Source organism: Nocardia sp. NPDC003693, assembly GCF_053981095.1.
In genome coordinates, this window is record NZ_JBSFNO010000026.1 from 25,729 (window position 1) to 46,653 (window position 20,925).

At 70.8% G+C, this 20,925-nt stretch carries 13 protein-coding genes; 8 read left to right on the plus strand and 5 right to left on the minus strand.

Annotated elements, in window-relative coordinates; all coding sequences use genetic code 11:
• Nucleotides 1–9: 9 nt before the first annotated feature.
• Nucleotides 10–789: a purine-nucleoside phosphorylase gene (locus ACWDOP_RS25645; protein WP_456347091.1), complete on the minus strand. Its 780-nt coding sequence runs from the start codon at nucleotides 787–789 to the stop codon at nucleotides 10–12.
• A gap of 211 nt (nucleotides 790–1,000) precedes the next feature.
• Between ACWDOP_RS25645 and ACWDOP_RS25650 the strand changes: the two genes are divergently transcribed.
• From ACWDOP_RS25650 to ACWDOP_RS25660, 3 genes are all read left to right on the plus strand, one after another.
• Complete coding sequence (locus ACWDOP_RS25650) at nucleotides 1,001–1,708, plus strand: enoyl-CoA hydratase/isomerase family protein (protein WP_456347092.1); 708 nt, start codon at nucleotides 1,001–1,003, stop codon at nucleotides 1,706–1,708.
• A 125-nt stretch (nucleotides 1,709–1,833) separates the two neighbouring features.
• Nucleotides 1,834–3,135, plus strand: a complete 1,302-nt coding sequence (locus ACWDOP_RS25655; RefSeq protein WP_456347093.1) for an amidohydrolase — start codon at nucleotides 1,834–1,836, stop codon at nucleotides 3,133–3,135.
• Between the two features lie 134 nt (nucleotides 3,136–3,269).
• A complete protein-coding gene (locus ACWDOP_RS25660; protein ID WP_456347148.1) occupies nucleotides 3,270–4,430 on the plus strand; it encodes a M20 family metallopeptidase in 1,161 nt (386 codons plus the stop codon).
• A 335-nt stretch (nucleotides 4,431–4,765) separates the two neighbouring features.
• On the opposite strand, the gene ACWDOP_RS25665 is transcribed toward ACWDOP_RS25660, so the two are convergent.
• A complete protein-coding gene (locus tag ACWDOP_RS25665) occupies nucleotides 4,766–5,248 on the minus strand; it encodes a gamma-glutamylcyclotransferase (protein WP_354990412.1) in 483 nt (160 codons plus the stop codon).
• A gap of 225 nt (nucleotides 5,249–5,473) precedes the next feature.
• On the opposite strand from ACWDOP_RS25665, the gene ACWDOP_RS25670 reads away from it, so the two are divergent.
• From ACWDOP_RS25670 to ACWDOP_RS25685, 4 genes are all read left to right on the plus strand, one after another.
• Nucleotides 5,474–6,877, plus strand: a complete 1,404-nt coding sequence (locus tag ACWDOP_RS25670) for an NAD(P)H-quinone dehydrogenase (RefSeq protein ID WP_454202464.1) — start codon at nucleotides 5,474–5,476, stop codon at nucleotides 6,875–6,877.
• Between the two features lie 198 nt (nucleotides 6,878–7,075).
• The gene (locus ACWDOP_RS25675; protein WP_456347094.1) at nucleotides 7,076–8,158 is read left to right on the plus strand and encodes a hypothetical protein; all 1,083 of its coding nucleotides are present in this window, start codon (nucleotides 7,076–7,078) and stop codon (nucleotides 8,156–8,158) included.
• 101 nt (nucleotides 8,159–8,259) lie between these two features.
• Nucleotides 8,260–9,816 carry a hypothetical protein gene (locus tag ACWDOP_RS25680; protein WP_456347095.1) on the plus strand — a complete coding sequence of 519 codons (1,557 nt, stop codon included), beginning with the start codon at nucleotides 8,260–8,262 and terminating at the stop codon, nucleotides 9,814–9,816.
• Nucleotides 9,817–9,966: 150 nt separating this feature from the next.
• Nucleotides 9,967–11,154 carry an aminotransferase-like domain-containing protein gene (locus ACWDOP_RS25685; protein ID WP_456347096.1) on the plus strand — a complete coding sequence of 396 codons (1,188 nt, stop codon included), beginning with the start codon at nucleotides 9,967–9,969 and terminating at the stop codon, nucleotides 11,152–11,154.
• Between the two features lie 88 nt (nucleotides 11,155–11,242).
• Here ACWDOP_RS25685 and glpK read toward each other — a convergent pair whose 3' ends face one another.
• Nucleotides 11,243–12,739 (minus strand): glycerol kinase GlpK, encoded by a 1,497-nt coding sequence (gene glpK / locus ACWDOP_RS25690; RefSeq protein WP_456347097.1) that lies wholly within the window; start codon nucleotides 12,737–12,739, stop codon nucleotides 11,243–11,245.
• Nucleotides 12,740–12,975: 236 nt separating this feature from the next.
• Between glpK and glpD the strand changes: the two genes are divergently transcribed.
• Nucleotides 12,976–14,718: a glycerol-3-phosphate dehydrogenase gene (gene glpD, locus ACWDOP_RS25695; RefSeq protein ID WP_456347098.1), complete on the plus strand. Its 1,743-nt coding sequence runs from the start codon at nucleotides 12,976–12,978 to the stop codon at nucleotides 14,716–14,718.
• A 358-nt stretch (nucleotides 14,719–15,076) separates the two neighbouring features.
• Here the strand turns inward: glpD and ACWDOP_RS25700 are convergent, their stop codons facing one another.
• Both ACWDOP_RS25700 and ACWDOP_RS25705 read right to left on the minus strand, forming a co-directional pair.
• Nucleotides 15,077–15,847 carry a DNA-formamidopyrimidine glycosylase family protein gene (locus ACWDOP_RS25700; RefSeq protein ID WP_456347099.1) on the minus strand — a complete coding sequence of 257 codons (771 nt, stop codon included), beginning with the start codon at nucleotides 15,845–15,847 and terminating at the stop codon, nucleotides 15,077–15,079.
• A 42-nt stretch (nucleotides 15,848–15,889) separates the two neighbouring features.
• Nucleotides 15,890–20,872: an ATP-dependent helicase gene (locus tag ACWDOP_RS25705; RefSeq protein ID WP_456347100.1), complete on the minus strand. Its 4,983-nt coding sequence runs from the start codon at nucleotides 20,870–20,872 to the stop codon at nucleotides 15,890–15,892.
• Nucleotides 20,873–20,925: the final 53 nt, after the last annotated feature.

Consider the following 20,925-nt stretch of genomic DNA (forward strand, 5'->3'; position numbering starts at 1 on the left):
CGGGCCGCCCTAGAGGCGTTCGAGCACGCCGCGCAGCAGCTTGCCCAATCGCGGTGCGGCGGCCTGTCCTTCGGCCAGCACCTCGGCGTGCGAGAGGTGCGCGCCGGTGACCCCGGCGGCGAGGTTGGTGACCAGCGAGATGCCGAGCACGCGCACGTCCGCGGCACGGCAGGCTATGGCCTCCAGCACGGTCGACATGCCGACCAGGTCGGCCCCGATGGTGCGCAGCATGCGGATCTCGGCCGGGGTCTCGTACTGCGGACCGGTCAGCCCCGCGTACACGCCCTCGGTGAGGGTCGGGTCGATTTCCCTTGCCAGCGCGCGTAATTCGGGATCCCAGGCATCGACCAGGTCCACGAAGTCGGCGCCGGTGAGCGGGGTGCGCCCGGTCAGGTTGAGATGGTCCGAGATGAGCACCGGCTCGCCGACCGAGAGTCCGTCCCGGATGCCGCCCGCGGCGTTGGTGAGCACGATGGTCTTCGCGCCCGCCGCGATCGCGGTGCGGACGTTGTGCACCACCTGCGCGGGCTCGTGGCCCTCGTAGAGATGCTGGCGTCCCATGAGCAACAGCACCGGCGCGTCGTTGACCGCGACCGAGTGGATGGTGCCCTGATGTCCCAGTGCCGTGGGTGATTCGAAACCCGGCAGTTCGGACATGGGGAGGGTGGCGCTCGGATCGCCGATCTCCAGGGCGGCTTCCTGCCAGCCCGATCCGAGAATTACCGCGACCGGGTGCGTGGGTACTCCGGTTCGTTCCGCAATGGCCTGAGCGGCCCGCTCGGCAAGCATGAAAGCCACAGTAGTCGTCACTTGATCGTGGTGTCCTGTCTCTCGGAAGTTCAGCGCACACCCAGCATCCTCGGCGGGTGGTTGCGGGGTGCGTGCGCGCGGTCGCGCCGGAGATACCCGGCCGGTGGTCCGGACCGTTCGAATCGGATTGCCCTCACCCGGTTTGCTACCCGTCGGTAGGAATTACGGGTGTCAGCGCTACGCTGCGCATATGCCTTTTTTGAAGCGTGATGGGGACGTGTTCGTGTTGTACCTCGGCGCCGAGGGACAAAACATCGACAGCGAGAATCGCTTCCATCCGGACTGGATCACTGAGGTCCACGCCCTGCTCGACGAGGTCGAGGCGTCCGAGGGTCCCGCCGCGCTGGTCGTCACCGCCAACGGCAAGTTCTTCAGCAACGGTCTCGACACCGATTGGCTGTTCGGCAATTTCGATCGGAACTGCTGGTACCTGGACCGCGTGCACTCGCTGTACAGCCGCCTGCTGGCGTTCCCGACCCCGACCGTCGCCGCGGTCAACGGCCACGCGTTCGGCGCCGGCGCGATGCTCGCCACCTCCTGTGATTTCCGGATCATGCGCGCGGATCGCGGCTTCTGGTGCCTGCCCGAGGTGCACCTGGGCATGCCCTTCACCGTCGCCATGAACGCCCTCGTCACCGAGCGCCTGATCAACCAGGTCGCGGTCGAGGCCATGACCACCGGCCGCCGCTACGGCGCCGACGACGCCATCGCCGCCCGGATCGTGGACGCCAAGGCCGATGTGGAGGCCCTGCTGCCTGCCGCTATCGCCCAGGCCGACGCCCTCAAGGGCAACCGCAAGCCGAACCTGCAGGTCATCAAGCTGGCCCTGCATCAGCGCGCGCTCGCCGGCCTGGCCGTGGAGACCACCCCGGAGAACCTGGGCTTCAGCCCGAGCTGAGTTACCGGTCGTCCGTGTCCGGCGTGCCACGCTCGGGTGCGGACGACCTCTTGCGTTTGCCAGTTAACGGTAGGTAGCTGTGCGTCGAAGTTGCGGGGTTGCTGGACAGTGGTTGACTGTGTGTCATGCCACCAGCGCGCAGCGGTGACGACCGACGGTCGTCCGCCTCGAGTGGTCGGCGCGATCCGCTCGTGCCGGCCTTGACCGCTGTGCCGACCCCCGGCGCCGTGCTCGCTGATCGCTTCGAGATCGCCGACGCCGCCATCGCCGAGGCCCGCGATGGTTTGCTGGCCCTGTCGCATTCCATCCACGCCGAACCCGAGCTGGCGTTCGAGGAGTTCCGCAGCGTCGCCAAGACCATCGAGCCGTTGCGCGAGCGCGGATTCCGCGTCGAGACCGGCGTCGCCGATCTGCCCACGGCCTTCACCGCCGAATTCGGCCACGGAGACCTGGTGGTCGGTATTTGCGCGGAGTACGACGCCCTGCCGGAAATCGGACATGCCTGCGGGCACAACATTATTGCGGCCGCGGCGGTCGGCGCGGCGCTCGGTCTGGCCGAGGTCGCCGATGCCTGCGGCATCACCGTGAAACTGCTCGGCACGCCCGCCGAGGAATCCGGCGGCGGCAAGGTTCTCATGCTGGACCGCGGCGTCTTCGACGACCTGGCCATGGCGATGATGATCCACCCTGGTCCGGAGGACATCGTGGGTGCGCGGTCGCTCGCCCTGGCGGATCTGTCGGTGTCCTACAGCGGCCGCGAAGCCCACGCGAGCGCCGCGCCGCAGCACGGGCGAAACGCCGGGGACGCCGTCACCGTCGCTCAAGTTGCGCTCGGTTTGCTACGCCAACATCTCCTGCCCGGACAGCAACTCCACGGTATAGTCGCCACGGGTGGTATCGCCCCGAACATCGTGCCCGGCCATGCGGAACTGCTGTATTACCTACGGGCAGTCGACTCCGCGGCCCTGGACGATCTGATGCAACGCGCGTCGGCCTGTTTCGAGGCGGGAGCGCTGGCGACCGGATGCACACACGAAATCCGCAAGCTCGCGCCGACATATACCGAGCTCACGCCCGACAGCGCACTACTGTGTGCCTATCGCGAGCAGATTCGCGAACTCGGACGCGAGCCCATAGCCCCGGAACTCGAGGCAGCACGACCGCTGGGCAGCACGGATATGGGCAATGTCACCAACGTCATCGCCGGTATTCACCCCGTTATCGGCATCGACGCCGGGGGTGCGGTGACGCATCAGCCCGCGTTCGCCGCCGCGGCCGTGAACGCCTCCGCCGATCTTGCTGTCATCGACGGGGCAACGGCTTTGGCCCGCACCGCGATACAGATCGCAGGCGACGAATTTCACAGGGACAGGTTGTCGGAACGCGTCAGTCAACGGCAGTTTCAGCGACAGGAGGACATTCGGTGAGCACAACCGGCCAGTCCACACGGGCCACCACGGGATCACTAGCGGCTGCCTGCGTGGCGCAGGGAGCCGCTGACGTCGCGGCGGGCAGCTCGGTGGGGGTCGACATGGGTGTGATGGACGTCGAAATGGGCGAGATGAGTGGTCGAGATGCGGTGGACGCGTGGCTGTCCGAGCACGCCGATGATCTGATTTCCTGGCGGCGGCACATCCACGCCAATCCGGAACTCTCGCGGGCCGAGTTCGGCACCACCGAGTTCCTCGAGTCCTGGCTGGTCAAGGCCGGTCTGGAACCACGCAAACTACCCAGCGGCACGGGCCTGATCGTCGATATCGGACCGGACACCCCGCGCATCGGACTGCGCGCGGACATGGACGCCCTGCCCATGCAGGAGTACACCGGTCTGCCCTTCGCCTCGAACGTGCCCGGCGTCTCGCACGCCTGCGGCCACGACGCGCACACCACCATCCTGCTCGGCACCGCCCTGGCGCTGGCCGAGGTCCCGAACCTGCCGGTCGGCGTGCGGCTGGTGTTCCAGCCCGCCGAGGAGGTCATGCCCGGCGGCGCGATCGACATGGTCGCCGCCGGCGCCATGGAGGACGTGTCGCGGATGTTCGCGCTGCACTGCGACCCCCGGCTCGAGGTCGGCCGGGTCGGCATCCGGGTCGGGGCCATCACCTCGGCCGCCGACACGGTCGAGCTGGTGCTGGACTCGCCCGGCGGGCACACCTCGCGCCCGCACCTGACCAGCGATCTGGTCTACGCCATCGGCACCGTCATCACCGGTCTGCCCGGTCTGCTGAGCCGCCGCATCGATCCGCGCACGAGCACCGTGATGGTGTGGGGCGCGGTGTCCGCGGGCAAGGCGCCCAACGCGATTCCGCAGACCGGCATGCTCACCGGCACGGTCCGCACCGGCGATCACGCGACCTGGTCGCTGCTCGAGCCGCTGGTCCGCGAGATCGTCGAGGGCCTGCTCGCCCCGACCGGGGTGCGCTACCAGCTCAACTACAAGCGCGGCGTCCCGCCGGTCGTCAACGACGAACTGGCCGTGCGCATGTTCGAGGACGCGATCCGCGAGGTCGGCCCCGACGCCCTCGCCGACACCCAGCAGTCCGGCGGCGGCGAGGACTTCTCCTGGTACCTCGAGGAGGTGCCGGGGGCCATGGCCCGCCTCGGCGTGTGGTCCGGGCAGGGCGAGCAGCTCGACCTGCACCAGCCGACCTTCGACATCGACGAGCGCGCGCTCGCGGTCGGTGTGCGGGTGATGACGAACATCGTGCTGAACTCGTACTGACGTACTCGTTCGCCGGAACAGAACGCCGGGCCGCACCTGTCAGGTGCGGCCCGGCGTAGTTCGTATGGGAAATGCGGGGCGGCGGTTGATGGTTGGGGCTCTACCCACGCCCGGCGTGCCCACCGGACGCGCCCGGGGCTCGGATGTGGGTCGTTGACCGGCCCGGTGACCGTGCCCGGGTGTCGGACCGTGGAGCGGTGTTCGTGGGACGCACCGCCGGATGCAAGAAGCCGGGCCGCGCCTTTCGGCGGGACCCGGCTTCGGTTATGGACGTGGGTGTTTCGATCGGGCGGTGCCGTGGGCGCGGCCCGGATTTCGGAGTAAAGGGGCGGGGCTCAGCTCAGGCCGAAGGTGCCGGGGCCGACGTTCTTGCTGTTGCGGGTGCGCAGGGCGTGAACGTATTCGCTTGGGGCGCCCGCCTTTTCGGCCCCTTCGGCGATGACGCCGAGGTAGCGGGCCGAGGGTAGGCCGCCCTCGTAGGCATCGAGCACGTACAGCCAGGCCAGCACGGGTTCGGTGGCGTTGCCCTGGTTGGGGGTGACGCGGAGCCGGATCTTCTTGTGAATGCCGAAGTCCGAGCCCTCCCAGCGGTCCAGGCTGGCCTCGTCCTCGCCGGGCACGTCGTACAGGACGACGAAGACCCGGGAGCCGGGCTCCTCGACCACCGTGGCGAGCGGTCCCTCCCAGCCGATGTCGTCCCCGGCGAAGGTCAGGCGCCAACCCTCCAGCCAGCCGGTTCCGTACACGGGGGAGTGCGGACAGCGCTTGAGCATCTGCTCGGGATCCATGTTGGATCCGTAGGCGGCGTAAATCGGCACGATAGAAGACTATCGAACAATCACCGGCAACCACTCCCGATCCCGATCCTGGGCGGTTCGAGTGAGTTGGCCGGTTTGCTCCGGAACAGCCGCGATCGCCGTCCGGACCACCCGAAATTGTGACGAAGCTGTCTTCAGATGCGGTCGGAGGTGTCCGTACCACTGCGGATAACGTGGTGGGGGCGGCGCCGGAGATCCCGGAGCCCAGGCATGAAGCGAGGGACAATGACCCGCATTGCGATCATCGGCGGTGGCCCCGCCGGTTACGAGGCGGCACTGGTGGCGGCTCAGCACGGAGCCCCGGTAACGCTGATCGACAGTGACGGGATCGGCGGCGCGTGCGTGCTGTGGGACTGCGTGCCGTCCAAGACCTTCATCGCCTCCACCGGTGTGCGCACCGATCTGCGCCGCGCTCGCGACCTGGGTATCACCGTGCACCACTCGCAGGCCCAGGTGCGCCTGGCCGAGGTCAACTCGCGCGTGAAGGCGCTCGCGCAGGCCCAGTCCTCCGACATCAAGGTCAAGCTGCAGCAGGCGGGGGTCAAGATCATCGCCGGGTACGGCGAATTGATCGATCAGGCCCCGAATCTGGCCACCCACCTCGTCAAGGCCACTTGCGCGGACGGTCAGCAGCAGGTGATCGAGGCCGAGGTGGTGCTCATCGCCACCGGCGCCAGCCCGCGCGTGCTGCCCGGCGCCGAACCGGACGGCGAGCGCATCCTGAACTGGCGTCAGCTCTACGACCTCAAGGAGCTGCCCGAAACCCTGGTCGTCGTCGGCTCGGGTGTGACCGGCGCCGAATTCGCCTCGGCGTACACCGAGATGGGCGTGAAGGTGAAGGCGGTCTCCAGCCGCGACCGCGTGCTGCCCAGCGAGGACGCCGACGCCGCCCTGGTGCTGGAGGAGGCCCTGGCCGAACGCGGTGTGGAGCTGGTCAAGCACGCGCGCGCCGACGCGGTCGAGCGCACCGCGGACGGCATCGTGGTGAAGCTGTCCGACGGGCGCACGGTCACCGGCAGCCACGCGCTGATGACCGTCGGCTCGGTGCCGAACACCGGCAAGCTCGGCCTCGAACGCCTGGGGATCGAGCTCGACAAGGGCGGCTACCTGCGGGTCGATCGGGTGTCGCGCACCACGGCGACCGGCGTGTACGCCGCCGGCGACTGCACCGGCCTGCTGCCGCTGGCCTCGGTCGCGGCCATGCAGGGCCGCATCGCGATGTACCACGCGCTGGGCGAGGGCGTGCAGCCCATTCGCCTGAAAACCGTTGCCTCGGCGGTCTTCACGCGTCCGGAGATCGCCACCGTCGGCGTCAGCCAGACCGCCATCGACAACGGTGAGACGCCCGCGCGCACGGTCATGCTGCCGCTCAACACCAACCCGCGGGCCAAGATGTCGGGCCTGCGACGGGGTTTCGTGAAGATCTTCTGCCGCCCGGCCACCGGCGTCGTCATCGGCGGCGTGGTGGTCGCGCCGATCGCCTCGGAGCTGATCCTGCCCATCGCCCTGGCGGTGCAGAACAACCTGACGGTCAACGATCTGGCCCAGACCTTTTCGGTGTACCCCTCGTTGACAGGTTCTGTGACCGAGGCCGCACGCCAGCTCATGCGGCACGACGATCTCGATTAACGAATGATCTTTTCCGGGCGATAACCCCTGTCGCCTTGCTCCATTTCGGTCGGTGTGATTCACTTCGCGACGGGAAGCGATCGGTCGGGCGGTCGCGAGATTGTCGGGGGGTCAACCCTTTCCGGCGTAGTGCCGGGGCGCAGCTCGCGGTCGTTCACGTCCGATCGTGCGGACGAGGGACGAAGGAACGAGCCAAAAGTGAAGCACCGCAAGCCGAATCGAATCAAGGCGAGCACCTCGCTGCCGCTGGCTGCCGCGGCCGCCGTGGTGAGCCTGTTGAGCGCCCCCGCGAACGCCGCTCCCGCCGATCCGGGCGCGGCCCCGTCGGCGCCGGTACAGCCGGGCGCGACGGACGAGAACCCTGCTCCCGAGGTCGCGCCGGTCCCGGAGAAGGCCGATGTCGTGCCCGGTACCAAGCCCGAGAGCGTGCCGAACAACAACACCAAGCCGCAGCAGAGCCAGCCCGGCGTCACCAAGCCGGAGACCGAGAAGCCCGAGACCAAGACCGAGGACACCGAGCCCGCGTCGGTCGATCCCAAGGCTCAGCAGCCCAAGGTCGCGCAGCCGGGTGTGAGCTCGCCGCGCGTCGCGCCGCTGCCGGTGCCCGGTCAGTCCGTGCCGGTCCAGGTCGAGGTCAAGCCCGAGCAGTCGACGCAACCGGGCTTGACGAATCCGGGTCAGTCCACGGTGCCGGGCCGGACCACCGAGCCGGAGACCGAACTCGTCATCGACGGCACCGAGGGCGCCGATCCCGATACCGCGATCAACACCCTCACCGGTGACGACGTGGTCACCCCGAAGCCGCAGTGGCAGGCCCCGGTCGTGGAGACCGCGCCCGCCGCGCCGGTCGTCGAGATGACCGGTCCGCGCACCGAGATCGGCGCGACCGTCGACGGCGGGGCCACCCTGCCGGGCTGGGCCGCCAACACGCACCACTTCAGCAACCTCGACGGCTACGTCGGCACCATCGGCTACACCACCCCCGGTGGGCTCGGCGAGGCCGGTGTCGCCCTCGACTTCACCGTGGGCAACCAGATCAAGGTCACCGCGTTCGCCACCGCGAACGGCGGCGACGACCGCAAGCTCGAGTTCATCCTGGACACCGCGGCGGCCAACGCCGCCAAGGCCGAGACCGAGAACTTCATCCGGCTGATGCCCGGTGGCGCCACGGTCCTGGAAGCCGCGAGCCAGATTGGTAGGCTCCCGGTGGGCGATATTCCCGGGCAGACGACCGACCTCGGTGGCGTGACCACCCAGGTGGGTGGCTCGGTCCAGTACTGAGGGTGGGGTCCGGTCCGATGACGGGCCGGTGGAAGTTGTGAGTCGTCGCGTGGGGCGGTCGGAAGCGACCGCCCCACGCGTGTGTGGCGAAAGGACGGGCGATGGTTTCCGGCAAGGACGAGTCGGCGGACCCCTCCCAGCCCCTACCCGCGCCCGAGGGCGCGGAGCACTCCGAATCGAGTGGCGCGCAGCCGGAATCCGGTTCGACCGCCGAATCCGAGTTCGGGCCCGCCGTCGCGGACTTCGGCGCGCCGGTCGCCGGATTCGGGCCGCCGGTCACCGGGCCGAGCGCCGAGACGATCTTCGGGGCGCCGGTGTCGGAGTTCGGCGCCCCCGCCACCGGGGCCGATCCGACGACCGCGTTCGATGTCGCACCGTCGGATCCCACCGTGCGCTTCGACACCGCGGCCGGTGACGCGGGCGCGGTGTTCGGCGCGCCCGTGGCCGGGTCCGAGGCCGCCACCGTATTCGGCGCCCCGGCATCGGAATTCGGTGCGGCCGACACCGAATTCGGCCCGCCCACCGGTGAATACGAGCCGCCCGCGTTCGGCGCGTTCGGTGCCGGCCCAGAGGCGGGCGCGCCGGGCTGGTCGCCCGCGCCCGCCCTGGCCGCCCCGGAGCTGGCCTGGCGGCCCGCCGACGGCTCGCCGACCACCCCGGCCGTCCCGCCGGAGTATCGCGCGCCCGATTCGAGCACCGCGCCGGATGCGCAGTGGTACGCGGACACGCAGCACGACAACGGTTTCGGGGGCAGTCCCGAGGAGACCGTGCGCCACCCGCTGGCCGATCCGCCCGCGCCCAAGGCGTCCGGGTGGGCGACCGGCGGCGGCATCAAGACCGCGAACGCGGGCCGGGAATCGGCGTGGCTGCGCAACGCCGAGGCCGGAATGCCCTCTGGCAAGCCGGAATCGCGCGCACCGCAACAGGAGTCCCTGGCCTGGGCGGACGACCCCATCGGCAAGCTGCTGACCCCGAAGAAGCCCGCGCCGCAACAGGAGTCGCTGGCGTGGTCCGATGATCCGATCGCCAAGCGACTGACCCCCAAGGCCGCCGCCGCGCCGAAGTCCGACGAGGACGGGTCGCTGCCCTGGGCGCGGATCTCGACCATCGTGGGCGGCGTGCTCGCGGTGCTGATCGTCGCGGGGCTCATCGTGGTCGCCGTGACACGCGGTGGCGGTGACGACAACGATCCACTGGTCGCGCCGACCACGACGGCGGCCGCGACCACGACGGCGACGAGTACCACCCCCGCGCTGCCCGGTGCGCCGGTGACCGTGCCCGCCGCGCCGAGCTGCGCCGCCAAGCGCGAGGGCCGCCTCACGATCGGCAACGGCACCGGCGGCACGACCGCGGGCGTGGACGCCATCCTGGGTTTCCAGCACGCCTTCTACATCGATCGCGACGGCGCCAAGGCCCGGTCCTTCGTGGCCCCCGACGCGCCGAACGTCTCGCCCGCCGAGGTCATCCAGACCGCGGGTATCGACCCCACCCCGGTCGGCACGATGCACTGCCTGCGCATCTTCGCCATGGGCCCCGAGGCCTACGTGGTCGACCTCACCGTCTACCGCCCCGACGGCGCGACCGACGTCTACCAGCAGTACATCACCACGGTGACCCGCAACGGCAAACACCTGATCTACGCCATCGACGAACGCTGATCCCTCACACCGCGCAGGGGCGTCCGGCATCGTGCCGGGCGCCCTTCGTCGTTGTCTGGTGTATCACTATGTGGGAATCGAATTTCATATGCTGGTAGCGGTGTGACACAGTGGGAGAACGTAAACCCCGGCTTTCCTCGGAGGTGTCCCATGTCCGCGATCACCCCACCGCTGTCCCGGCGGCTCGACGGGCTGCAGAGCTCGGCCATTCGTGACCTGCTCAAGCTCACCGCGCGCGCCGAGATCATCAGTTTGGCCGGGGGGCTGCCGGACGCCGCGCTCATGCCGCGGGAGCGGATCGCGGTAGCGGCCGAGGCGGCGCTGGCGGACAGCGGGCGACTGCAGTACACCGAGTCGCCGGGGTGGGGGCCGCTGCGGGAGGTGCTCGCCGCGCGCGAATCCGGGCGGCTGGGGCGTTCGGTGCCCGTCGGCGAGGTCTTCGTCACGCACGGATCGCAGCAGGCGCTCTCGCTGCTGTCCGAGGTGCTGCTGGACCCGGGCGCGCTGGTCGTGGTGGAGGACCCCGCGTATGTCGGTGCGCTGCAGGTCTTCCGGGCCGCGGGAGCGCGCATCGCGGCCGTCCCGCTCGACGCCGAGGGCATGCGCGTGGACGCGCTGCGCGACCTGCTGGCGCGGGGCGAGCGCCCGGCGGTGGTGCACACGGTGAGCAACTTCCACAATCCGGGTGGAGTCACCATGAGCCCGGCCCGGCGGGCCGAACTCGCCGAACTCGCGTCCGCGCACGGCTTCTGGGTGATCGAGGACGATCCGTACGGCGAACTGTGGTTCGACGAACCCGCGCCCGCGCCGGTCGCCACCTACTCGCCCAACGTGATTCGCCTGTCCAGCGCCTCGAAGATCCTGGCGCCGAGCCTGCGCGTGGGCTGGATGGTGGCCCCCGCCGCGGTGTGCCGCGCGGTGGAACTGCTCAAGCAGGGCGCGGACCTGTGTGGTTCGGCGCTGACCCAGCAGATCGCCGCCGACCTGCTCGCCGACACCGACTGGCTTGCCGCCCACGTGAATTCGGTCCGCGAGGTGTACGGCGCCCGCGCCCGGTCCCTGGTCGGCGCGGTCCGCGCGACCTTCGGCGACCGGGTCGTGGCCACCGACGCCTCGGGCGGCATGTTCGTCTGGGTCGACTTCACCGACGGCACCGACACGCAGGCGCTGCTGCCGCGCGCCCTGGACGCGGGCGTGGCCTACGTGCCGGGCGCGGCGTTCGCCGTCGACACCGACTACGGCCACTCCATGCGCCTGTGCTTCACGACCTCCGACGCCGACGTACTGACCGAGGCGGTCGGCCGCCTGGCCCGCGCCGCGACGCCCGCCCAGGTCTGACGCCCACGCTGCCGGCGCGGCGGCATCACCACGGTGTTCGGTGCGCGCGATATCAGGCGGGCGGTGGACTCGCGGGTGATTCGCGGGCTCAGGCCCAGTCGTACGTGCGCTCCACGGCCTTGTTCCACTCGTGCAGCAGGTGTTCGCGGGTCTGCGCGTCCATGCCGGGGGTCCAGCGTTTGTCCTCGGCCCAGTTGGCGCGGATGTCGTCGGGGGAGGCCCAGTAGCCGACCGCCAGCCCGGCGGCGTACGCCGCGCCCAGGGCCGTGGTCTCGGTGACCACGGGCCGCACCACGGGCGCGTCCAGGATGTCGGACTGGAACTGCATGAGCAGCTCGTTCGACACCATGCCGCCGTCGACCTTGAGCGTCACCTTCGCCACGTCCAGCTGTTGCGCGGCGGCATCGGCGCGCATGGCGTCGATGACTTCGCGGGTCTGGAAAGCCGTGGCCTCCAGTACCGCTCGCGCGATGTGCCCGCGATTGACGAATCGGGTCAAGCCCGCGAACACCCCGCGCGCGTCCGGCCGCCAGCGCGGCGCGAACAGGCCCGAGAAGGCGGGGACGATGTACAGTCCGCCGTTGTCGGCGACGGTGTGCGCCAGCGGTTCGATCTCCTCCGCCGAGGCGATCATGCCCAGGTTGTCGCGCAGCCACTGCACCAGCGATCCGGTCACCGCGATCGACCCCTCGAGGGCGTACACCGCGGGTTGATCGCCGAGCCGGTAGCACACGGTCGTGAGCAGGCCGTGCTCGCTGAACACCGGCGTCTCCCCGGTGTTCATGAGCATGAAATTGCCGGTGCCGTAGGTGTTCTTGGTGTCGCCGGGGGACAGGCACGCCTGCCCGAAGGTGGCGGCCTGCTGATCGCCCAGGATGCCCGCGACCGGCACGCCCGCCAGCGCGGTGCCGGTGATCTCGCCGTACACCTCCGAGGAGCTGCGGATCCGCGGCAGCACCGCCTCCGGAATCCCGAAATCCGCGCAGATCGCCGAATCCCATTGCAGCGTGCGCAGATCCATGAGCATCGTGCGCGAGGCGTTGGTGACGTCGGTGATGTGATCGCCGGTGAGGTTCCACAGCATCCAGCTGTCGATCGTGCCGAAACACAGTTCGCCGGCCTCGGCGCGCTCGCGCGCCCCCGGCACCCGGTCCAGGATCCAGCGCAGCTTGGGCCCGGCGAAGTAGGTCGACAGCGGCAGCCCGGTGCGGTCGGCGTAGCGGGTCGGCCCGTCGGATCCGCCCAGCTCGACGGTCAGTTCCGCCGTGCGCGTGTCCTGCCAGACGATGGCGTTGTGAATGGGCTTGCCGGTGGCGCGCTCCCACACCACGGTGGTCTCGCGCTGGTTGGTGACACCGACCGCCGCCACGTCGGCGGCGGTGATGCCACACTTGTCCAGGGCCTCGGCGATGACGGATTCGGTGTTGCGCCAGATACTTTCGGCATCGTGCTCGACCCAGCCCGGCTGCGGGAAGATCTGCTCGTGCTCGCGTTGCGCGACTCCCACGATGAGTCCGTGGTGATCGAAGACGATGCACCGGCTGGAGGTCGTGCCGGAATCGATGGCGGCCACATAGCGACGCATTCGAGCAGGCTACTAGACGCCGCCACGCCGATGTGGCGATGACGCGCGCCTGCCCGCCGGGCGGGTCGGCCGGTCGATCGCGGAGGTGCGCGCGGCAGCGGACACCAGGGGTGCGGGTCGCACGGTCGGTGTCGGCCGTGGACTACGGTTGCTATCGAGTAGCTGATCCGAGACCGAGAGCGTCATCGATACCAATTCCACGTCGTCGGACACGGCGCGGCCCGGAGGAGTCGAGCATGGCGAAGCACCCGCGATCACAGTTTCTCGGCCCCGAGCAGCGCGAAGCTGCCTGGGCTCGGCTGAGCAAGGACACCTTCGACGTCGTGGTGATCGGCGGCGGGGTGGTCGGCGCGGGTATCGCGCTCGACGCCGCCACCCGCGGTCTGGAGGTGGCCCTGGTGGAGGCCCGCGATCTGGCCTCGGGCACCTCGAGCCGCTCGTCGAAGATGTTCCACGGCGGCCTGCGCTACCTGGAGATGATGGAGTTCGGTCTCGTGCGCGAGGCCCTGCACGAGCGCGAGCTCTCGCTCTCCACCCTGGCCCCGCACCTTGTCAAGCCGCTGCGATTCCTGTACCCGCTGAGCCACTACGGCTGGGAGCGGCCGTACGTGGCGGCCGGGCTCACCCTGTACGACACCATGGGCGGCGCGAAATCGGTTCCCGGACAGCATCATCTGACCAAGTCCGGGGCGCTGCGGCTGGCGCCCGGCCTCAAGCACACCGCGCTCACCGGCGGGCTCACCTACTACGACACCGTGGTCGACGACGCCCGGCACACCATGACGCTCTCGCGCACCGCCGCGCACTACGGCGCGGTCATCCGCACCTCGACCCAGGTCGTCGGCTTCCTGCGCGAGGCCGACCGGATCACCGGGGTCAAGGTGCACGACAGCGAGGACGGCCGGACCGCCGAGGTCAAGGCCAGCGTGGTCATCAACGCGACCGGGGTGTGGACCGACGAGATCCAGGCGCTGTCGCATCTGCGCGGACGATTCCATGTGCGCGCGTCCAAGGGCGTGCACATCGTGGTTCCACGCGACCGCATCGCCAGCGACACCGCGCTCATCCTGCGCACCCCGACTTCGGTGCTGTTCGTCATCCCGTGGCACAGCGACCACTGGATCATCGGCACCACCGACACCGACTGGAACCTGGACCTGGCGCATCCCGCGGCGACCAAGCACGACATCGACTACCTGCTGGAGCAGGTCAATTCGGTGCTGGTCACCCCGCTCATGCACGAGGACATCACCGGCGTCTACGCGGGCCTGCGGCCGCTGCTGGCGGGCGAGAGCGATCAGACCTCCAAGCTCTCCCGCGAACACGCCGTCGCGCGCATCGCGCCCGGGCTGGTCGCCATCGCCGGCGGCAAGTACACCACCTACCGGGTCATGGCGTACGACGCGCTCGACGAAGCGCTGCAGGACATTCCGCGCAACGTGCCCTCCACCATCACCGACAAGGTGCCGCTGCTCGGGGCCGACGGGTATCACGCGCTCATGAACCAGGTGCCGCATCTGGCCGAGAAGTACGGCATCCACCCGTACCGAATCCAGCACCTGCTCAACAGGTACGGCTCGCTCATCGACGAGGTGCTGGGCCTGGCCGAGGGCAAACCCGATCTGCTGCAACCGATCACCGCCGCCCCCGGCTACCTCCAGGTCGAGGTGCTGTACGCGGCGGCCGCCGAGGCCGCCCTGCACCTGGACGACATCCTGGCCCGCCGGACCCGCATCTCGATCGAGTACGCCCATCGCGGCGCGGAGTGCGCCGAGCAGGTCGCCCGCCTGGCGGCGCCCATCCTGGGCTGGGACGAGTCCGACATCGCCCGCGAGGTGGCGACCTACAACGCCCGCGTGACCGCCGAGATCGAGTCCCAGGCGCGCGAGGACGACGCCTCGGCCGACGCTCTGCGCGCCGCCGCCCCCGAGCCCCGCCCGCGGATCCTGGAGCCGGTCCCGGTACCCGCGGAGAAGTAGCGCGCGCGCTGCTTCGCCTTGTGTGGGCCACGCGCCCTTGCGAGTTCATCGCAGGGGCGCGTTCGTCGTGCACGGGGGGTCTGCGCGGGGCGGTGAACAGGTGCGTGATCGGGCCGCTGAGGCAATCGCATCGGTACCGCATCCCGCCCCGGCCCGGGGGCGTCGCGGATCACGACCGCGAGGTGGATGACGCTGCCGGTGCCGCGGCAGCGGCGGGTTGTCGAAGATCAGGGGAGTGCGGCGGGGCAGAAGGAGATGACGCGGTCGGCCGAGCGGGTTGTCGGCCGGGAGATGGATGGCGACTCGGGTGCAGCGCGACGGCCGGGCGCGGGGCGGCCGGGCGCGAGCGCGGCGCGGGTCAGGCGGCGGGTGGGGGAGTGCAGCGGGGGCAGAAGTAGATGCCGCGGTCGGCGCGGGCGAGAGTGGGGTCGTCGGCCAGGAGGTGGACGACTATGCCTGTGCCGCAGCGGCGGCAGGGCTGGCGCTGGCGGCCGTAGACCAGGACCCGGCGGGGCGGGGTGGTCACCGCCTGCAGCAGGATGCGGTGCGCCTCATCTACCAGGGCGGTGAGGTCGTCGATGTCGCCGACGGGGGTCGCGGGGTGGACGCGGCGGAGGTAGCAGACCTCGCTGCGGTAGATGTTGCCGATGCCCGCCAGGTTCGTCTGGTCCAGCAGGGCCAGGCCGACGGGGCGGTCGGGGCGCTCGGACAGGCGGCGGACCGCCTCGGCCGGATCCCAGGCCGGGCCGAGGAGGTCGGGGCCGAGGTGGTCGACGGCGGTGTGCTCGTCCGCGCGGCGCAGCACCTCCACCAGGCCCAGCGAAAAGCCCACGGCCTCCGTGTCTTCGGCGCCCAGGATCAGGCGGGCGGTGAATCCGGGCTTGGTCCAGCGCTGTCCGGGCTCGTACACCCGCCAGGTGCCCTCCATCTTCAGATGGGTGTGGATGCTCAGGCCGGGCGTGCGGACGAACAGGTGCTTGCCGTAGCTGCCGACGCTCTCCACCGGCTGACCGCGCAGGTCCAGCGTCGCGTAGCGCGGCACCCGGAAGTCGCTGCGCGTCAGCGTCTTTCCCTCCAGGGCGGTACGCAGTCGTGCGGCGGCCAGGAAGACCGTGTCACCCTCGGGCACGGCGGTCCTTCCGGATTCCGGGCCGCAGGCCCGGATCTCCGCTCACGGACGGCTCCGGAGACGGAAACCCTTGGGGGTGGCGGCGAAACCGGCCCCGGTGAGGAAATCGGCGAACGTGTTGCCGTGCACCGACTCCCCGTCCACGCGGTCGATGACGAGCGAATCCACGCGACGACCGGTGACCAGGGCGGCGAGTTCGGCCGCCGCGGCGGTGCGGACGGCGGGGTCCTCGGTGAAGGTGAGCAGCGTCTTGCCGCCGCGTTCGAGGTAGAGCGCCAGCTCACCGTCGACCAGGACCACCAGCGCGCCGGCCTTGCGGCCCGGGCGATGGCCCGCGCCCTCGGCCGCCGACTTGGGCCAGGGCAGCGCCGCGCCGAAGGGATTCGCGGGATCGCAGGCGGCCAGGGCCAGCCCGCGCCCCGCCGGTTCGCTCGCGCCGGGGGTGCGGTCGGAGTCGAACGAGCGCAGCCGATCCACCACGTCGGTCGTCGAGAACTGCGCGCCGCCCAGCGAATCCACGAAGTAGCCGCGGCGGCACCGGCCGCGATCCTCGAACTCGGTGAGCACCCGGTACATGAGCGCGAACCCGCCGGTGACGCCCTCGCTCTGCACCGAGCCCCGGGTGAGCACGCCGTAGCGTTCGAGCAGGATGTCGGCCGTGGCGTGCGCGCGGATCGTGTTGTCCGACACGCGGTCCGGCAGCAGGGACCAGCGCCCGGCCGTGTTCGGCGGGCTGGTGCGCGCCGGTACCCCGGTGCGCGGCAGATACATACGGCCACGCGGGGCGCGACGCGGGGTGCGATGCGCGGTGGTGGTTCGCGTCGTCCCGGACAGCATGGCGCGCACCGGCGCGAAGGTGTCACCGGCCACGTAGCCGGCCCACACCAGCTCCCACAGCGCGGCGACCACCGCGCTCTCGCCCTCGATACCGGAAGCCTCCAGCAGCTGCCGGAAGAAGTACGCTCCACCGCCGGCGGGTGACACCACCTGATATCCGGACCCGCCCTGCGTTGTCGATCGGCCGGGTGCCGGATCATCTTCGGAGGCAGGGCTTCCGGCGGTATCCACCGCCGAGTCGGCCTGCGGCGCAGCGACATCGCTCGAATCCCCCGGCGACGACGCACCGGCCGACGAGCTGCCGCCGGCCGCTGCGCCGACGCTCTGCCCGTCGCCGATCACCGTGGCGCCCAAGGCCACGAGCAGGCTGATCTGGGCTTCGGTGAGGTCGATGGCGTCGGGCGGGGGCAGGGTCAGCGGCGCCTGTTCGGCGGGATGCAGGGCGATCCAGCCGTCCTTGGCGGTGATGGAGCCGTGGCCGGACCACAGCACCTCACCCGTCGCCATGAGTTCGTCGAGCATCGCCGGGGAGTAGTCGCGCACGCGGGCGGGCAGGATCAGCGACTCCCAGGCCGATGCCGGAATCGGCACGCCCGCAAGCTGTTCCACGACGGCGGCGACACCGTCCACGCCACGCAGCTCACCCGTGCCGATGTGCTGCCACGCGGGCAGGAACCGGCCGAGCGCCGCGGTGGCGACCGGCTCCACCTCCTTGCGCGCGGCGGCCAGCGACCGGCGGCGCAGGCGGCGCAGCACCTCGCTGTCGCACCATTCGGTGCCGGTGGACCCGGGCGTGAATTCGCCTTCCACCACCCGTTTCTCGGCGTGCAGCCGATGCAGCGCGGTCGCGACCACGGCGGTGCCGAGCCCGAACCGATGGGCGGCCGCCGCCAGGGTGAACGGGCCGTGCGTGCGGGCGTAGCGCCCGATCAGGTCACCGAGCGGATCGGCGACCGGTTCGATGAACGCGGCCGGAACACCGATGGGCAGCGGCACGCCGAGCGCGTCGCGCAGGCGCGCGGCGTCCTCGACGGCGACCCACCACGTCGACCCCGCGAACGAGACCTCCAGCGCCCGATGGGCTTTCACCAGCTCGGCGAACCACGGCCGCGGATCCTCGAGACTGCGATCGGCCGCTTCACCGGCGGTCACCGGCCCCAGCAGCCGCAGCAGGTCCGCGAGCCCCTCCATGTCGCGCGCCTGCCGCTCGGGGGTGAGCCGCTGCAACTCCCGTTCGGTCTGCGCGAGCACCTCGGGGTCGAGCAGCTCGCGCAGCTCCACCCGCCCCAGCAGCTCGGCCAGCAGACTCGAATCCAGTGACAGCGCCGCCGCCCGCCGCTCGGCGAGCGGACTGTCGCCCTCGTACAGGAACTGCCCGACGTATTCGAACAGCAGCGAATTCGCGAACGGCGAGGGCGTCGCGGTCTCGACCTCGACCAGCCGCAACTGCCTGCGGGCCAGGCGGCCCAGCAGATCCCGCAGCGAGGGCAGGTCGTACACGTCCTGCAGACACTCGCGCACGGTCTCGAGCAGCATCGGGAAATCCGGGAACTTGCGCGCCACGTCCAGCAGCTGCGCCGACCGCTGCCGCTGCTGCCACAGCGGCGCCCGCCGCCCCGGATCCCGGCGCGGCAGCAGCAGCGCCCGCGCGGAGCACTCGCGGAACCGCGAGGCGAACAGCGCCGAACCGCCCACCTGCTCGGTCACCAGGTCGTCGATCTCGTCCGGTTCGAAGACGAACAGCTCCGCACCCGGCGGATCGTCGGTCGTGTCCGGCAACCGCACCACGATGCCGTCGTCGGACGCGGTCGGCGCGGCGTCCACCCCGAACCGCTCGCGCAACCGCGCACCCACGGCGAGCGCCCACGGCGCGTGCACCGGCATCCCGTACGGCGAGTGCAATACGACCCGCCAGTCACCCAGCTCGTCCCGGAACCGCTCAACCACCAGCGTCTTGTCGGTCGGCAGCTGCCCCGTGGCCTCCCGCTGCTCGGCCAGCAGCGCCACCAGGTTCCCGGTCGCGTTGGCGTCCAGCCCGGCCGCGGCGGTGACCCGCTCCAGCTCGGTGACCGGCGCGCCACCCACATCCTTACCCGCGGCGGCCTTCTTCCCACGCGTGCCGCGAGGCTTCGAGACCTGGGCGTCGGCGGCGTCGGGCACGTCCGTCGCGCTGTCACCCAGCTCGAGTTCCGCCATCGCGGTGGCGAGGGCGACGGGCGTCGAGGGCTCCCGCCGCCGATCCACGGACCCGTCGAGCCCGGCGCGCGAATTGGCGTGCTGTTCCACGGCCTTGCCCGCCGTACGCACGAATTCCCCCAGGGCCGCGCCCAACTCGGCCGGACGGCCGAGGGAATCGCCGTGCCAGAACGGGAGTCGGCCGGGCAGGCCGAAGGCCGGGGTCACCAGGACCCGGTCGAAGGTGATCTCCTCGATCCGCCAGCTGGTCGCGCCCAGGGCGAACACGTCGCCCACCCGCGACTCGTAGACCATCTCCTCGTCGAGTTCGCCTACGCGCGAAGCCTTCTCGCCGACCATGAAGACCGGGAACAGGCCGCGATCGGGGATCGCGCCGCCGGAGGTGACCGCCAGGCGCTGCGCACCGGGCCGGCCGGTGAGGGTGCCCGCGTCGCGATCCCACACGATGCGCGGGCGCAGCTCGGCGAACTCGTCCGAGGGATAGCGGCCGGCGAGCAGATCGAGCACCGAATCGAACGCCGAACGCGGCAGGGCCGCATAGCTGCCCGTGCTCCGCACCGTCTCGAACCAGGTCTCGGCGTCGATCGGCTCCAGCGCGCACGCGGCCACCGTCTGCTGGGCGAGGATGTCCAGGGGATGCGCCGGAATGCGCAGCCGTTCGATCTGCCCGGTGACCATGCGCTGCGCCGCCACCGCGCAGTGCACCACATCGGTGCGATGCTTGGGGAACAGCACGCCGCGCGAAATCTCGCCCACCTGGTGCCCGGCGCGCCCCACCCGCTGCAACCCGCTCGCCACCGACGGCGGGGCCTCCACCTGCACCACCAATTCGACCGCGCCCATGTCGATTCCGAGTTCGAGGCTGCTGGTCGCCACCACGCAACGCAGCCGCCCGCTCTTGAGATCGTCCTCGATGATCGCGCGCTGTTCCTTGCTCACCGACCCGTGATGCGCCCGCGCCAGCAACGGCGCCGCGCCGTGGATCACCTCGGTCGAGGGCCCCAGTTGCGCGGGCGGCGCGTGCTCGGTGTCCACCGGCTCGCCGAGCCTGCCCGCGTACTCCTCGTTCAGGCGCGCGGTGAGCCGCTCGGCCAGCCGCCGCGAATTCGCGAACACGATCGACGACCGATGCTCGAGCACCAGGTCCACGATGGCCTCGTCCACGTGCGGCCAGATCGACCCGGGCTGGTCCGAATCCGCGCCGCCCGCATCGGGTTCGGTCATATCCGCGACCGGAACGCGCACCGACAGATCGAAGGTCTTGGGCGCGGGCGGATGCACGATGGTGATGGGCGCGGCCCCCACCAGGAAGCGGCCCACCTCCTCGGGCGGGCGCACCGTCGCCGACAGCCCGATACGCTGGGCGGGCCGCTCGGTCAGCGCGTCCAGCCGGGCCAGCGAAAGCGCCAGGTGCGCACCGCGTTTGGAGCCCGCGATGGCGTGCACCTCGTCCACGATCACCGTGTGCACCCCGCGCAGCGCCTCCCGCGACGCCGAGGTGAGCATCAGGAACAGCGATTCGGGCGTGGTGATGAGGATGTCCGGCGGGGTGCGCTGCAGGAGCCTGCGCGCGGCCGGGGAGGTGTCACCGGAGCGCACGCCCACGCTGATCTCCGGCGCGGGCAACCCCAGCCGCTTCGCGGTCTGGGTGATCCCCACCAGCGGGGCGCGCAGATTGCGCTCCACGTCCACGGCCAGGGCCTTGAGCGGCGAGATATAGAGCACAGAGGTCGTGCGCTCGACCGGCTCCGCGGACTTCTTGCCCCGGGCCCCGCGCCCGGTCCTGGCCGGCGCGGGCGGCTCCGGCGGCCGGGTGGCCAGCCTGTCGATCGCCCAGAGGAACGCCGACAGCGTCTTGCCCGAGCCGGTCGGCGCGATGACCAGCGTGTGCTCACCCGCGGCGATGGCCTGCCAGGCCCCCAGCTGGGCGGACGTCGGCGCGGGGAACGCGCCGTCGAACCACTGCCGGGTCGCGGGAGAGAACCGATCCATCGCCCCAGTCTGCACCCCGGCACCGACAGTCCGGGGCGGGCGCGGCCGTTCCC

Coding starts and splice junctions, on each gene's coding strand:
- ACWDOP_RS25670 (WP_454202464.1), top strand. CDS start 5,474: ATGACCCGCATTGCGATCATCGGCGGTGGCCCCGCCGGTTACGAGGCG.
- ACWDOP_RS25660 (WP_456347148.1), top strand. CDS start 3,270: ATGAGTGGTCGAGATGCGGTGGACGCGTGGCTGTCCGAGCACGCCGAT.
- ACWDOP_RS25650 (WP_456347092.1), top strand. CDS start 1,001: ATGCCTTTTTTGAAGCGTGATGGGGACGTGTTCGTGTTGTACCTCGGC.
- glpD (WP_456347098.1), top strand. CDS start 12,976: ATGGCGAAGCACCCGCGATCACAGTTTCTCGGCCCCGAGCAGCGCGAA.
- ACWDOP_RS25685 (WP_456347096.1), top strand. CDS start 9,967: ATGTCCGCGATCACCCCACCGCTGTCCCGGCGGCTCGACGGGCTGCAG.
- glpK (WP_456347097.1), bottom strand. CDS start 12,739: ATGCGTCGCTATGTGGCCGCCATCGATTCCGGCACGACCTCCAGCCGG.
- ACWDOP_RS25655 (WP_456347093.1), top strand. CDS start 1,834: ATGCCACCAGCGCGCAGCGGTGACGACCGACGGTCGTCCGCCTCGAGT.
- ACWDOP_RS25680 (WP_456347095.1), top strand. CDS start 8,260: ATGGTTTCCGGCAAGGACGAGTCGGCGGACCCCTCCCAGCCCCTACCC.
- ACWDOP_RS25645 (WP_456347091.1), bottom strand. CDS start 789: ATGCTTGCCGAGCGGGCCGCTCAGGCCATTGCGGAACGAACCGGAGTA.
- ACWDOP_RS25705 (WP_456347100.1), bottom strand. CDS start 20,872: ATGGATCGGTTCTCTCCCGCGACCCGGCAGTGGTTCGACGGCGCGTTC.